12 protein-coding genes are annotated in these 14,488 nt (G+C 40.1%); 3 read left to right on the forward strand and 9 right to left on the reverse strand.

What is annotated here, in order from left to right; all coding sequences use genetic code 11:
• Positions 1 to 56 precede the first annotated feature (56 nt).
• From argS to holB, 3 genes are all read left to right on the forward strand, one after another.
• Positions 57 to 1,823: an arginine--tRNA ligase gene (argS, locus tag AACU33_RS35990; protein WP_096595007.1), complete on the forward strand. Its 1,767-nt coding sequence runs from the start codon at positions 57 to 59 to the stop codon at positions 1,821 to 1,823.
• Positions 1,824 to 2,080: 257 nt separating this feature from the next.
• Positions 2,081 to 2,722, forward strand: a complete 642-nt coding sequence (gene tmk, locus AACU33_RS35995) for a dTMP kinase (RefSeq protein WP_096595008.1) — start codon at positions 2,081 to 2,083, stop codon at positions 2,720 to 2,722.
• A gap of 33 nt (positions 2,723 to 2,755) precedes the next feature.
• Entirely contained in the window at positions 2,756 to 3,724 is a 969-nt protein-coding gene (gene holB / locus AACU33_RS36000; protein ID WP_096595009.1) for a DNA polymerase III subunit delta', read from the forward strand.
• A gap of 340 nt (positions 3,725 to 4,064) precedes the next feature.
• On the opposite strand, the gene AACU33_RS36005 is transcribed toward holB, so the two are convergent.
• From AACU33_RS36005 to AACU33_RS36045, 9 genes are all read right to left on the reverse strand, one after another.
• Positions 4,065 to 5,237: an ATP-binding protein gene (locus AACU33_RS36005; RefSeq protein ID WP_096595010.1), complete on the reverse strand. Its 1,173-nt coding sequence runs from the start codon at positions 5,235 to 5,237 to the stop codon at positions 4,065 to 4,067.
• 144 nt (positions 5,238 to 5,381) lie between these two features.
• Positions 5,382 to 5,756 (reverse strand): SMR family transporter, encoded by a 375-nt coding sequence (locus AACU33_RS36010; RefSeq protein WP_339376472.1) that lies wholly within the window; start codon positions 5,754 to 5,756, stop codon positions 5,382 to 5,384.
• On the reverse strand, positions 5,753 to 6,367 hold the full coding sequence (locus tag AACU33_RS36015) for a YqeG family HAD IIIA-type phosphatase (RefSeq protein WP_096595012.1): 615 nt from the start codon (positions 6,365 to 6,367) through the stop codon (positions 5,753 to 5,755). The genes AACU33_RS36010 and AACU33_RS36015 overlap by 4 nt, the downstream gene beginning before the upstream one ends.
• A 40-nt stretch (positions 6,368 to 6,407) precedes the next feature.
• Positions 6,408 to 7,406: a decaprenyl-phosphate phosphoribosyltransferase gene (locus AACU33_RS36020; protein ID WP_096595013.1), complete on the reverse strand. Its 999-nt coding sequence runs from the start codon at positions 7,404 to 7,406 to the stop codon at positions 6,408 to 6,410.
• 73 nt (positions 7,407 to 7,479) lie between these two features.
• Positions 7,480 to 8,706 carry a glycosyltransferase family 87 protein gene (locus AACU33_RS36025; protein ID WP_096595014.1) on the reverse strand — a complete coding sequence of 409 codons (1,227 nt, stop codon included), beginning with the start codon at positions 8,704 to 8,706 and terminating at the stop codon, positions 7,480 to 7,482.
• 322 nt (positions 8,707 to 9,028) lie between these two features.
• Positions 9,029 to 10,141 carry a glycoside hydrolase family 5 protein gene (locus tag AACU33_RS36030; RefSeq protein ID WP_339376473.1) on the reverse strand — a complete coding sequence of 371 codons (1,113 nt, stop codon included), beginning with the start codon at positions 10,139 to 10,141 and terminating at the stop codon, positions 9,029 to 9,031.
• A 31-nt stretch (positions 10,142 to 10,172) separates the two neighbouring features.
• On the reverse strand, positions 10,173 to 12,092 hold the full coding sequence (locus AACU33_RS36035) for a hypothetical protein (RefSeq protein ID WP_096595016.1): 1,920 nt from the start codon (positions 12,090 to 12,092) through the stop codon (positions 10,173 to 10,175).
• Complete coding sequence (locus tag AACU33_RS36040) at positions 12,076 to 13,194, reverse strand: glycosyltransferase (RefSeq protein ID WP_096595017.1); 1,119 nt, start codon at positions 13,192 to 13,194, stop codon at positions 12,076 to 12,078. Before AACU33_RS36040 ends, AACU33_RS36035 begins: the two co-directional genes overlap by 17 nt.
• A complete protein-coding gene (locus AACU33_RS36045) occupies positions 13,187 to 14,476 on the reverse strand; it encodes an O-antigen ligase family protein (RefSeq protein WP_096595018.1) in 1,290 nt (429 codons plus the stop codon). The genes AACU33_RS36040 and AACU33_RS36045 overlap by 8 nt, the downstream gene beginning before the upstream one ends.
• Positions 14,477 to 14,488 lie beyond the last annotated feature (12 nt).

The following is a 14,488-nucleotide window of genomic DNA, read 5'->3' on the forward strand; positions in this document are numbered from 1 at the left end:
GAGAATATCAAACTCTCAACAGTCACATTTCGCCTGTCACAGATCGCAATTTATATATGAACGCTACACAAGAAAAACTAAAACATCAATTTGCACAGGCTTTGGTAGCTGCATTTGGCGCTGAGTACGCTGAAGTAGATCCGATTTTGGTTCCTGCGAGTAATCCTAAGTTTGGTGATTATCAGGCAAATGTGGCTTTATCCCTGAGTAAAAGGTTAGGAAAGCAACCAAGACAAATTGCAGCGGCGATCGCTGATAAATTAGATGTATCAGAAATCTGCGAAGCACCAGAGATAGCGGGGCCTGGGTTTATCAATCTCAAGCTAACACCAGCATACCTAGAAGCACAATTAAACGCTATTCAGTCAGATGCTCGATTAGGTGTACCAACAGCGAAAACACCACAGCGAGAAATTGTAGATTTTTCCAGTCCCAATATTGCTAAAGAAATGCATGTTGGGCATCTGCGTTCAACTATTATTGGTGATAGTATTGCCCGGATTTTGGAATTTCTCGGACATGATGTTTTGCGGTTAAACCATGTGGGTGATTGGGGTACTCAATTTGGGATGTTAATTGCCTACCTCCGAGAAGTTTATCCAGAAGCACTGACTACGGCAAATGCTTTAGATATTGGCGATTTAGTTAGTTTTTACCGCAAAGCGAAACAGCGGTTTGATGCAGATGAAGCATTTCAAGAAATAGCCAGACAGGAAGTTGTCAGATTACAAGCAGGTGCAGAAGATACAATTCATGCTTGGAAATTGCTGTGCGAACAATCAAGACAAGAGTTTCAAGTGATTTATGACTTGCTGGATGTTAAGGTGACAGAACGGGGCGAATCTTTCTACAATCCTTTACTACCAGGAATTGTCGAAGATTTAGAACAATCTGGGTTACTTGTAGAAAACCAAGGTGCGAAGTGTGTATTTTTGCAAGGGTTTACCAACAGAGAAGGCGAACCTCTGCCTTTGATTGTGCAAAAATCTGATGGTGGTTATAACTACGCTACGACAGATTTAGCAGCCCTGCGCTACCGGATTCAACAAGATGAAGCAAAGCGGATAATTTATGTCACTGATGCTGGACAATCAAACCACTTTGCCCAATTTTTCCAAGTAGCACGTAAAGCTGGATGGATTCCCGATGATGTGGAATTGGTTCACGTACCTTTTGGTTTGGTGCTGGGGAAAGATGGTAAGAAGTACAGAACTCGTGCAGGAGATACGGAACGGTTGCGGGATTTGTTGGATGAAGCCGTTTCTCGTGCGCGTGCAGACTTAGAAATTAGATTAAAAGAAGAAGAGCGCAAAGAAACCGAAGAATTTATTAATAATGTTGCTGAGGTAATTGGTATTAGTGCAGTTAAATATGCTGACTTAAGCCAAAACCGTACAAGTAACTACATTTTCAGCTATGAGAAAATGCTGGATCTTAAAGGCAATACGGCACCTTATATGCTGTACGCTTATGCACGGATTCAAGGAATTAGTCGCAAGGGTGATATTAACTTTAGTGAGTTGGGAGACAACGCCAAAGTCATATTACAGCATGAAACAGAGTTAGCACTCGCAAAATATTTACTGCAACTTGATGAGGTTATTAGTACTGTAGAGCAAGACTTAATGCCCAATCGGTTGTGCGAATATTTGTACGAACTAAGTAAAAAGTTTAATCAGTTTTACGATCGCGATCGCGGTGTTCCGGTGTTAAATGCAGAGGAACCTCTGCGGACATCTCGCTTAGTTCTGTGCGATCTGACTGCCAGAACCTTAAAATTAGGTCTATCTCTGTTGGGAATTCAAGTATTAGAGAGGATGTAGAAGCTGGGATTGATGAAAAGGCGATCGCCAATGCTATAACAAGGCAGAACTAAAGTGCGATCGCTTTGATGTTTTCATCGATCTTATAGAATTTTAATCACACATTCTTTACCATTACCAAGGGTGGAAAAACATTGAATCTTACCCTACTGTTTTTCTGTAATCATCTGGTAACTATTAGAATTGCTTCTAGACAATTAATACTTGACACATCTAGATTAACTTTAATGATATCTATAAAGCAAAATTAACAACGTATGGATGGTAAATTAATTGTATTTGAAGGAGTAGAAGGCTGCGGCAAAACTAGCCAAATGCAGCTTTGTTCCCAGTGGTTAGAAAGTTTAGGTATCTCTGTTTTACTGACGCGCGAACCGGGAGGAACAGAGTTAGGCATAGATATTCGTCGCTTATTGCTGGAAAAGGCTGATAACAAACCAATTGCAGAGTTGACAGAATTATTATTATATGCTGCCGATCGGGCGCAACACGTGGAACAAGAACTCAAGCCAAATTTAGCAAAAGGGAAATATATTTTATGCGATCGCTACACTGAATCTACCATTGCCTACCAAGGTTATGGTCGAGGTTTAAATATGAGTTTAATTAAGCAGTTAAATTATATTGCTACCGGCGGTTTAGAAAGTGACCTAACTCTCTGGCTAGATGTCGATGTTGAAGTGGGACTGGCCAGGAAACGAGGAGATGAACAAATATTTGACCGCATAGAACAAGAAGCAATTGCCTTTCATCACCGCGTACAGCAAGGATATGTAGAGTTAGCTGCATTATATCCAGAACGCATAGTTCGGATAGATGGGAATTTGAGTAAGGAAGCAGTACACCAAATAATACAGGACAATTTACGCGATCGCTTCCAACCTTGGCTTGCTCGTTAAATCAATTGGTAGCACGCCATTTACAATTGAATAATGATTGACGATCCCTTTGCACCTCTGGTAGGACAACAACAAGCTATCGAATTGCTGACTCAGGCTGTTAAGCAAAACCGAGTTGCACCAGCCTATTTATTTGTGGGGCCGGATGGTGTAGGAAGGAGTTTAGCAGCACGGTGTTTTGTAGAGTTACTATTTTCTAGTAGTGTCGAGACAAGATTAATTGCATCTTTGCAAAGTCGCTTGCGGCAACGCAACCATCCAGATGTATTGTGGCTAGAGCCGACTTACCAATACCAAGGACAACTACTAACAGCAGCCGAAGCAGCCGAAAAAGCAGTGAAGCGCAAAGCACCGCCAGTAATTAGGCTAGAACAAATTCGGCAAATTATTGAATTTCTGGGACGACCGCCTTTAGAAGCACAGAGAAATGTTGTAGTGTTGGAACAAGCTCAAACAATGGCAGAAGCAGCAGCCAACGCTTTGCTCAAGACGTTGGAAGAACCCGGACAAGCGACATTGATTTTAATTGCACCTTCTCCAGATTCAGTGTTGCCAACTTTAGTCTCCCGCTGTCAACGCATTCCTTTTTATCGCTTAGATGCAATGTCTTTAGCTCAGGTATTAACTCAAACCGGACATCAGGAAATTTTACAAAATCAGCCATTGTTGAACGTTGCAGCTGGTAGTCCAGGAAGTGCGATCGCATCTTACCAACAACTACAGGCTATCCCTCCTGACTTACTCCAAGATTTGACTAAAGCGCCTTCATCTTACCGTCACGCTTTAGAATTAGCTAAGAAGATTGATAAAGATTTAGATCCAGAAGCACAACTCTGGTTAGTAGATTATCTCCAGCAGTCTTACTGGCAGCAGTTGTATCGAACAGGCACGATCAAACAGCTAGAACAAGCTCGTAAATCTCTACTTTGTTACGCCCAACCTCGTCTTGTCTGGGAGTGCACCCTGTTATCTCTGTATCAACAATGCAATACACAAACTTGAACTATCTTTAAGTTCTGTACTTGCTTTGACTCGATTGATCGTTGCTGTAAATTTTTTCGGGTTGTTGCTACCTACACGAGGTTGAGTTGCCCAGTCGTAAGACTTGGGAACTCCATGAGGCATCCCCTCGTGAGGTGGTTGCATATCGTAATTGATAGTTGCAATTGAATTGATAGATTTGGGAATCTGTGAATCTACTCTGTAGGCAAAACAGCAACCAAGTACTACGCTAAAGAAACAGAGTAGAGAGTTCAATTATTTGATTTGCATATCAGGGTGAATGCTACAAGAAGTTGTTACGAACAACTCTCTATAAAACACAATGATCCAACACCCTAAGTTACATTTGTGTCAAATAAGCTTGAAGAAGTGACGTATCATCCCAAGGAACATCATGATAGACCTGATGCAGGTAAGGGCTATTGCGATCGCGCCTCCACTCTTGAGGAAATAGGGCAACAAGCTCTTCTTGTTGTACTGTCAATTGAGGTTCTAAAGACTTGCCGGATAATCGATTAAATAGAGCTTGGCATAAATCAACACTAACCCTTGCTCCTAGGTGACAAATGGGAACGGGTCTGGGATTACACTCTACTAAATAAGCATAGTTTGTATTTTCATCTATAAGAAAATCGAAACTTGCAAACCCCGAATATTGAAAATGTTTGGCTAACTTCAGGACAGTTGCACGCATCTCTGCATGATTAGTAAGCCTAATCAGGCTACTAGGCCCTGTTTCCGAACAAGTTAGCTCCTTGATGGCTACAAAACCGGCTAAGACTTCTCCATCTAAAGTAACTATCGGATGCATCGCTGTCTTTCCCTGAATAAACTGCTGTACGCTGAGTACCTCAGTAGTAGGAAACCAGTCTTGCTGCAAAAATTTCTTTGCAAAGGATTTTGGCAAAGATGGTGGGTGAGGCTGAAAATCTTTGATTGCGGATAACAATTCAGATTCATTGCGGCAAACTTTTACTCCCACACCACTCCAGCAAAAGTCTTTTTTCAAAACTACAGGATAACCATTAGCTTCTACAAATTGCAATGCTTGTTCGGGTGTAGCAACCCGCGCGATCGCAGGCGTTCTTAAGCCTAGTTCACTTGCCAGTTCAAGAGTGAGGTGTTTACGAAGAGTAGCTGCAAAAAATTGCGGATTTCCTAATGAAGATTTAAGTAGATTGAGAATTGTATTCGGAATGATCGATATAAATTTCTCAAGATTATGAATTATGTAATGAACGAAAGCAACCGTAGTTTCATCGCCATAAATGAGCATATCTGGTTGCCACTTTTGAACAGTATTAACTAGTTGTTTTAGAAGTTTAGATGCATTCTTGGTTGTAGCTAAAGGAAAGTGCAAATTTAAATAACGAGTCTTAGACAGAAAAGCATTTTCTGGGCAGAGCGCAGCCACTTCAAATCCAGCTAGAGATAAAGCTTTGGGTAAACGGGCAAGCCCTAAAAAGCTGGTGTCGATAGAAAAAATTAGTAATCTTAAAGGTCTTGCGTTCATCTCACATTGTCAGCAATTTCGTATTTTTAAAAAGCAGACTATTTGATTTTTAAATCATACTTATGCTGGGCATTTTTACATGATTCCAGTTTTGATTGGCAGTATCCAAGCTATAGATATTTGATTTCAAAAATACCAAAACTATTACTTGGGATATACTTTAGCAAAAGCAATAGCTGAGATTCCACTCAGCATTAAACCAATTCCCAGCCAATGGCTCATAGCTACCTTTTCTCTTAAGAAAATTGCTCCTGCGAATGTCGTTGCAATAATTGTCAAACCAATTACTACTGGATATGCTACAGAAAGATTGAATTTACCTAAAACCAAGAGATAAAAAATAGTACTAAAAGCATAAGCTAATAAACCACATATAACAAATACATTGAGTGGATTTTGCCCAGAGCCAAGCTTCAGTAATATCTGCGCTATGGTATTGAGTCCTACAGTAACCAAAATTAAAATGATGAATGCAAATTGAGAAAGCATTGTTATAGCCAGTGAAGTTGAGTAATTCAAGTAATAGATTTTTTATTGCTAGTCCTGCAATAAAGATCGCAATCCCATAGTTCTAAGTGATTTGGATAGGGAATTTGAACTCGCTTGCCTAAAAGTTTCTCCCACCAGTGAAAAGGATGCGGTAGAGTTGCAACTTGAATACTTGGACAACCAACCAACCAAGCTCCCAGCAGATCAGTGTGACGGCTATCGCCAATTACCACAACCTGAGCAGGAGAGAGCTGCATTTTAGCTAGCGCTGTTTTGAATGAATGCGGAAAGGGTTTTCTGGCTGGACTGATTGCCGGAATTCCTAAACGATGAGACCAAAACTCTACACGATAACGACGTTTTCCATTAGATAGGATAAAAAATTTCAAGCCTTTTCGCGTTGCTTCTTGAATCCATTCCTCGGCTCCTGGTGAAAGATAGCGATCGTCTTCGGAAACGATAGTATTATCTAAGTCAAGAATTACTCCGCGAATTCCACTGTGCATTAACAATGCCAAATCGATGGTAGCGAGATTGTGCGATCGCTTGGGAAAACGATAGGAAATAAAGCGACCGCGACGCCTAAATAAATGCTTTAAAAACCGAACAAGAGGTATGAGAAAAAAACGCTTTCTAATCATAGAGACATATAATGGCTTCACAACAGTCAATAGAAAGAACTTAATGAATAATTCCTTTGCTCTTTAGCAAGAGCACAATAACTGTTGTTCCTACCCAAGCTAGAACAGTCATCAGTAAAGGGCGATCTGTTAATAGAATTTCCTCAGGGCGTTCAGTACGTCCGCCGCCTTCTTCGGTCAAATCTGTCCGACGGGCAATTTCTTGTGGATCGCTGAGAAATTGGTAACGAAACATCCCGTACAGCACAAATGGTATAGTCAACATCATCCAAGGCGTTGAAGCTCCTTGAACTTGAGATCCAGAACTCCATAAGGCATAGGTCATTAAAGTACCTGTAGTGACTGTACTCTCCATGCGGCTTAGAAGTGGAAGAGAATACCGCCACAGGACAGGACGCCGTTTTCCTCCCTTAAGTTCAACTAGACGCAGTTCTGCTTTACGCTTCTCGATACCTAAAAACAGCGCCAACATCGCGGTACAAATCAGAAACCAGGGGGATAAAGAAATATGTGTAGCAGATGCTCCACCATAAGCTCGTAGGACAAAGCCGATCGCGATCGCAACGACATCTAAAATCACTGTATGCTTCAACCGCAAATTATAAGCAACTTGCAATGCAGCATAACTAGTAATTGCCATTCCTAAACCAGGATTTCTCAGCCAGCCTATGAATAAAGCGCTAATTAGCAAAATAGCGGCGATGGCGATGGCGACTGGAACTTGAATTAAACCTGAGGCAATCGGACGCTTACACTTCACAGGATGCTGCCTATCAGCCTCTGCATCAATCGTGTCATTAATAATGTAGAAACTGCTAGAGGTACAGCAAAATAACACAAATGCGAGTAGCGCCCCTAACAGCGTTTGTAGATTAATACTAAATGCAAATAGAGGAGCAGCAAAGACAATCAAATTCTTTGTCCACTGTCGCGGACGGAGCAATTTTAGATAAGTTCTCCAGGAAAGTTGTGTTTCTACTGTTTGTGCAAGAGAAAAATTATTCTGTGTTAAGGCTTTATCAATCTTGAATAATTTCATAGTGGATGGTTAATTATGGTAGTGAAATTGATCTTTTAAAACAGTGTTAGCAAGATGGGAAAATCATCAAAAATTAGGCTGTTTCTTTCTCTAACTTCCAAACTTTTCTATTGATCTGCAAGTTAGTAGCTAATAGACAACCTAGGAGCAATACTCCACCCCAAAAATAATGCGACACTAAAATGTTGCGAACCAAAGCTGCAATCACAGGATGATTAAAACTATCTCTCTTTACTGGTGGCAGGATGATTAAAACAGTACTTACAGCCATCCAAACCTTCCAATACCAATTATCAGGGATACCTAATTGCCCTCCTAGATAAAGAGCAACTGGTAATACCAAAAGTAGATAGTAATGGCTCCAAGAAACAGGACTGATGAGTATTGCTAAACAAAGAAAACTAGAAAATTCTAAATTTTCAGTCTTGGGTGCTGTAGAAAAGCGCGAATGCCAACAGACAAAAATTGTGCCCCCAATGAACATAGAAAACAGAATATAGCGAAGAACTTTAAACAAAGGTACAACTTGGATTAATTCCCAACTACTGATAGGGCTATCACTTAGCAGTCTGAGTAAAAAAGCATCAACAGATTGAACATTGTAAGCTGCGATCGCAGTCCCTGAAAATGACAAAATGCATTCTTTCAACCAAGTCAAGTTTAGAGGTAAACCACACACAAGAATAGATAAGCCAACGATACCTAATAAAGTTGCTGAAAACCCAAAAACAACATACCAGCGCTTTTTCAGGATAAAGTAAATGATGGGAAACAGAAGTGGTATTTTGATTAGTCCTGCAAGCGCTAGAAAAAATCCACTCCATAAATCTCTGCCGCTTCGGAAACAAACCCAAGATCCTATAACTAATAGAAGAATAAAATGAGTAGAGTTCCCTAACCAAATACTATTATAAAAGGGGATTCCAAAGGTAAAAAAAGCGAATAGTAAATTTCTTTTCCATCCATATAAACCTGTAATTTTTATTAACCAAAATGCAGATAATAATACAGATGCAACCCCAAAGATAGTAAATAAAAAACCAGCAGTTTTTTCATTAAATACTGCTAATGGGGCTAATAAGTAGGCAAAAATTGGAAGATTAACAAATCCATAAACAACTGGTTTAGTAACACCATAGAGATTTTCAGGATTTTCAAAAATTAAACGTCCTGCTGGATAATAAGCTCGATAAAAGTCTGGCATAGCAGGTAGATCGTGCTTTAACCTAAACCACACTACGAAGAGAAAAACAATAATTAGTACAAAAGGTACTAAAAAGTCGCGTAGAGTTCTCAACATTTGTAAGTTTTAAAGTTTTTATTATGATGCTATTAAAATGAGGAGAAGATTAATTTGGCAGTTACTCACAATTTAATCATCGATAAGATTAGTGTACTGAATTTAAATTCATTTGATGATTAAGATTCAATGAATAAAAATGTGAATTTCAAAAAACTAAAGAAAAGGATTTAAACAGGCAAACATTTTCTGCTTAATAACAAAATCTGCGGTTCGATCGTTGTTTCTATCGAGACGGGGAGAATTAATTCTCTAGTATGAATAGATAGGATAGTTCTCATATCTAAAGTAACCAAAGATATAGGAAGTGAGTGGTGTTAATTTAACTCTCCGAACTTAGTCCAGCAGATTCCATTAACCGCCAATCAAATGTCTTTGTTTTCTCTCCAATAACGCCAAAGCTGCCGTGGTATTCCCACATTGCATAACCAATATTTTCTTGTCGTAATAGTTGGGTAATATCTTGCAGCCAACGATATTTGTCTAACTGAGGAGCAAATTCATAAACACCAAACTCTCCACAGTAAATAGGAACATGGTAGCGACGGCGAAATTGCAGAGCAGACTGTAAATCTTCTGCTAATTTATGCTGGTTATATCTGACTTTTTCATACTGTTGCAATTCTTGTATTGCTAAAGCATTTGTAGCATTTTGTTTAATGTTTTTTAAACGCTTGGCATCATAAGGATAAGGTACGTTCTCTAATTGGCTCAAGGCAGTTACCCAAAATGCTTTTTGGTGGGTAAAAGCTAGGGGATTGTAAAAATGAAACGTATAGATAATATTGCGATCGCTAACTGGAATCAGATCGGCAATCTCACTCGGGCCGCTCATTCCTGGAGCTGCTACAACTAATGTGTGTTTGCGATCTATTTGGCGAATTGCATCTACAAGCTTTTGAGAAATCTCATGCCATACTCTGGGATTATCAACATTTGGTTCGTTTAATAGTTCAAAAAGTACTGTTGAAGATTGATGCTGATATCGTTTAACAATTGTCAACCACAAGTTTTCCAAATTTTTATATGCTTGGGAGTTAATTCCTGCTTGTAAATCTAGATGTTCGTCTGGATGCAAATCGATAATAGCACTGAGGTTGTACTTCTTGGCCCAATGCAAAGCACGGTCTAGATAATTGAAGTTTTGATAGTTGATTTGGTATGGGTATTCTTTTTGCTGTAGAAATACCGGGTCAACTGGTAGACGAATATGTGTCACCTGAGTTTGTGCCAGTAGACGAAAATCATTTTCTGTTATCCAAGTTTCTAAATGTTTTTTTGTGTAGCCATATGTTGGTTGAAAAAACCAATGAGATAGATTAATGCCTCGGCTTAAATTGATATTTCCATTAATTTGATTGGGAGTTACAGATGCTGTATATTGATGAGGCAATCTGGCTAGCAGTAAAACCAAAAAACTGATTACAAAAAGCACGGAAAATTTTATTATTTTCATAGTAAGTTTATCACTTATTTCTACTTACTGTTCCCACTGACATCCAATCAGTAAATACACTTTTTGCTATTTTTAAATCCTCTAGTGATGAAGTTGATTCATCGATCGATAACTGCTTGCCAAACCAGTCATTCCCTCGTAATTTAATCGTTGCCAAAGCTGAATCAGATTCGCGTGTTGATTGTAATATCTGACGCTGTTGCTGATTGATTAAAGTCAGCGAAAAAGATTGAGGCGAGTAGAAGACGAGCGTTTTACCGTAATCTTCTGGGGTCATTATGAAACTGTTTCCTTGAAGAACCTTGCTAGCGGGTAATAGGTGATATTCATTTCCTTGAAAGAGGGGGTTTAAGCTCAAAAATTCTTGTGACCATTGGCGATCGCCTTGGCCAAACTTGAGTACGCCGATACCCATTAGGCGTTCTGATTGATATTCTGCTGGCGAAAACAGCAAACTCTGGATTACTGGTTTGTTTTTGTCTTTGTATCCACTTGGGTTATTTAATTCAACCCATTGCTTTGTAAAAGATCGGCTCTCTGCATAGAAAAATGGATAACTGGCTATTGCAGATGGCGGAATCAGTTGCGATCGCTTTCCTTGAGTAGTAGCAGCCAGTCTTAAGAACATTGGAAGATGGGTTTCTAGAATTGGAACTGTGCCATTACTTCCTAGTTCAAATTGTGTACTCTCAGCAGCCTGCCAAACAACCTGATTATGATCGACAAACTGGGAATGAGCATTACGCAGTCGGGGAACTAAAAAGTAAGCGTAAGTTCCCATTGGCATAACCCCATCTGCTGTGGGAAATAGAGTAGGATGGGTCAGTGTCAAACGGGGAGAACTGGGAAAAGGAAGATGTAATCCCAATACCAGAGGAAATAAACAGACTGCCGTTAGCGCTAAACTTAAAGACTGCTTAGGAAATCTAAAGCTCTTAACAATCTCCTGTCCGCGGTAACTACAGACAAAGCAAAACAACACGTCTACAGTCAGCATCCAGTAGCGAGTGGAGAGTAACTGTGCAGCGTAAAATAAAAAGGGCGGTAGCATCAATACACAGCCTACTACCATGTACATCTGCTCAGAGTAAATTTTAGTACTAACAGTTTTACGTGCAATTGCCGCAATACAGAAGAGATACAATATCCCAGCTCCACCCAATCCAAATGCGAAGTAAGCTAAAAAGATTTTTGGGTAGAAAAAGAAGTTATTCGTTGCCAGACCTTGCCCTGCGTAGATCAGTCCTCCCAAGGTAACTGACAAAATACTCGCAACAATGACGATCCAAGTTTCTTTACGCTTGAGCAAACTACGCAAATCTGGAATCGGTGTAGTTAACCACAGCAGAAATGGAATTGCTAAAACTGCATCAGCCCTGGCTCCAACCGCTGCAAACGCCAGAATTCCAGGAACTAATATCTGTAAAGAACGGTTATCTCTTAGAAGAGACCAGGTTAACCACAGCAGGAATGCTGAAGATACGGCTGCTGTACTTAGAAATGGTGTTTGTAACAGAAAAGATGGTGCAGTGATGACGCAGAGAACCCCTAGCACCAAAAATCGACTGCGACGGGCAACTGCTAGAAGTGCCAGCACCCCACTCCACAAGAACAAGCAGGAGAAAAGATTTCCAAGGTAAACTTCTGTAATAGGAAGTTCTAGGAAGCGCCTCAGCCAGAATACCAGCGCCACCACCCAGAAAGTTATATATTGTTTGTCGTAGTTGTAAAATTCTGTGCTCCAAGGATTGGCCCCAGATGCCAGCTGAAGAGAACCATCTAGAAGAGAGGCTTGATCGCCTTCACGAATGACATCTGCGGTAGCGTAAACTGTCAGTAGTAAAAACGGTAAAGCAAGCAACCAGGGCGAAACTCTCGATAAATTTAGGAGTTTTAGCCATTTGTGCCATGTCTTAAATGGTGATACCACAATCTGCTCCCTCTAATACTTGAGAATACTGTGCTAGCGATCGCTCCAACGAAAACTCGTTTCCTCGTTGCCGTAGTACGTCAGAATCTAGCGGTGCTTTCAATGTTTCTAAAATGGCAGTTGCTAACCCTGAGGCATCTCCTACATCTACCAACTTGCCGTACTTACCGTTATCTAGGATTTCTAGAGGCCCGCTCTGACAATTTGTTGCGATAACAGGCGTTCCGACTGCCATTGCCTCAATCAACACGCTCGGCAACCCTTCAAACAGAGATGAAAGTACAAATACAGCAGACTTTGCCATATAAGCGTAAGGATTGCTGACGAATCCAGGCAAATCCACATCTTCAGTTAAATTTAATTCCTGAATCAATGTCCTTAGCGCTGCCTCTTCACCCTCATCCTCACCTAGAATGACGAGTCTAGCAGGACGTTGTCGTCGTAACAGAGCAAATGCCCGAATCAGGGTATGAAAGTCCTTCTGCCTGTTCAGTCGTCCCACGCCCAAAATCACAGGTGGTTGGTTTGGAGAAAACCAGGGATGATCTACTTCCTCCTGCGCTTTTTGAAAGACATTAGGTGTAACGACTGGATTAGGAACGATCTGAATGCATTCTTTCGAGACACCAATTTGCATTAAATCCTCAGCAACACCATAAGAGACTGGAACTACCGCATCTGCCCAAGGAAAAAACCAGCGTACTAGCTGTGGCATGAAGCGGGTTTTTAACTGCTTTGCATTTTTCGCATCCTGCGAAATCGTATTTTGTACGTTGACTACTAAGCGGGTTTTGCTACCTACTAAACGCCGTGCCCATAGTGCTGCGATATTGGTATCATCCAAAGTCGATAGCATAACTGATGGTTTTTCCTGCTGTAGGTAACGAACCAAAGCTGGAAAACACTGCCATAGTCTCCCTCCACCCAAATCAACAATTTTTACCTCTGGGGGTAATTGGGACAGGTAATTACCTTCTACTCGCAGTAGTACTAAATCTACTTGAATCCCTTGCTGAGAAAACCCGCGTGCTAGATTCAGCATTGCTCTTTCAGCACCACCACCATAGAGGCTATGAACAAAAATAGCGAGTCGCTTAAACATTCTTTAGCCTTCCAAGTTTATTGTTGCCATATTGTGAATTGAGATCTTTGACTAAAATAGGCTGAGTCAAAACAGTAGTTGTAATCGATGTATACATTACCCAGATAAATTGGGCAGGGTCTAGCAGAGTTGTCTCTGCCAGGTTGTACAAAAAAATAAATGTTAGATATATGACAGGTAACAACCCTTCAACTGTGTAATTGAGACGCAACCAAGCGATCGCACGGATACAATTTTTGATATAGCTCATGAGGAAACAGAAAAGACCCACTAACCCCAATTGCACTGTGACATCTAGCCAGCCATTGTGGGCATTAGGTGCCATAAATAATGTTTCATACCAAACATCTGCGGAATCCCCTTCCATGCCACGCCAAAAACCTTTATAGCCATATCCTAACCAGGGATGTAACGCGATTTTACTAATTACTACCGACCAAATTCCAGTTCTACCTGTTAACGTTAGATCCCGTCCTAATAACTTCACAATTATTTCTGAATTATCAATTAAAAAAATAGCAATACTACTAACAATAAGTAAGAACGATATTAATAATGGCAATATCCAACTATTATTTAATCGCAAAGCTTTAAATAAAGGTACGAGTGCAAACATAACTAATAAAATAACCAGACCACCTTTAGAGGCTGCTAGAATAGTTAATACTACAGAAAGCCCTAAAGTTATTGCTAAAATATAGCGGTATTTTTGGGTGCCAATCTTTGCCAGCAAAAGAATTAGAGAACATAGCACAAACATTCGAGATGATACATTTTTTTGGGCATAAACGCCTCTCCATGCCCCTGCATGTTCTCCACCTTCAATACCTACTGAGGGTAATGCCAGGGTAAACAAAAAATTAATCATCACAATAATCCCCATTGCCCAAGCAAAAAGATATAACTGTTCTCTTAATGTGTATCGGGCAGAAATGCTCAATCCAAATAAAGATACTCCAAGAAATATAAGAGCTCTTCGCAGAGTTAAATCAGGCACAGGAGACCACAGGAATGAAATCAGAATGAGTCCTGTGAATGCCAAGATAAATTTGCGTTTGCTTACAAGGTAAGTAATCTTATTACGTCGTAGCACTACTAATAAAATAGTGACAGCAAGTATTCCATACTGAATCAAACTCATTATTGGAGACCCATCACCTGCTTCTTGCAGTGCTGGGTTTTCTGCTGATGTTACTCCTCCCAGAAAATTAATAGTTCCACTGTAATAAAGAAAAGAGAAAACCACAAATAAATTTTCTAAAAAAAGTAGTTTTTTTCTCATGTTTTAAAACAA

The organism is Calothrix sp. NIES-2098, assembly GCF_963875125.1.
In the GTDB taxonomy this organism is placed as follows: Bacteria; Cyanobacteriota; Cyanobacteriia; order Cyanobacteriales; family Nostocaceae; genus Aulosira.

Bases quoted from the DNA above. Each gene is read 5' to 3' on its own strand.
- argS (WP_096595007.1), top strand. From the start codon at position 57: ATGAACGCTACACAAGAAAAACTAAAACATCAATTTGCACAGGCTTTG.
- tmk (WP_096595008.1), top strand. From the start codon at position 2,081: ATGGATGGTAAATTAATTGTATTTGAAGGAGTAGAAGGCTGCGGCAAA.
- holB (WP_096595009.1), top strand. From the start codon at position 2,756: ATGATTGACGATCCCTTTGCACCTCTGGTAGGACAACAACAAGCTATC.
- AACU33_RS36005 (WP_096595010.1), bottom strand. From the start codon at position 5,237: ATGAACGCAAGACCTTTAAGATTACTAATTTTTTCTATCGACACCAGC.
- AACU33_RS36015 (WP_096595012.1), bottom strand. From the start codon at position 6,367: ATGATTAGAAAGCGTTTTTTTCTCATACCTCTTGTTCGGTTTTTAAAG.
- AACU33_RS36020 (WP_096595013.1), bottom strand. From the start codon at position 7,406: ATGAAATTATTCAAGATTGATAAAGCCTTAACACAGAATAATTTTTCT.
- AACU33_RS36025 (WP_096595014.1), bottom strand. From the start codon at position 8,706: ATGTTGAGAACTCTACGCGACTTTTTAGTACCTTTTGTACTAATTATT.
- AACU33_RS36040 (WP_096595017.1), bottom strand. From the start codon at position 13,194: ATGTTTAAGCGACTCGCTATTTTTGTTCATAGCCTCTATGGTGGTGGT.
- AACU33_RS36045 (WP_096595018.1), bottom strand. From the start codon at position 14,476: ATGAGAAAAAAACTACTTTTTTTAGAAAATTTATTTGTGGTTTTCTCT.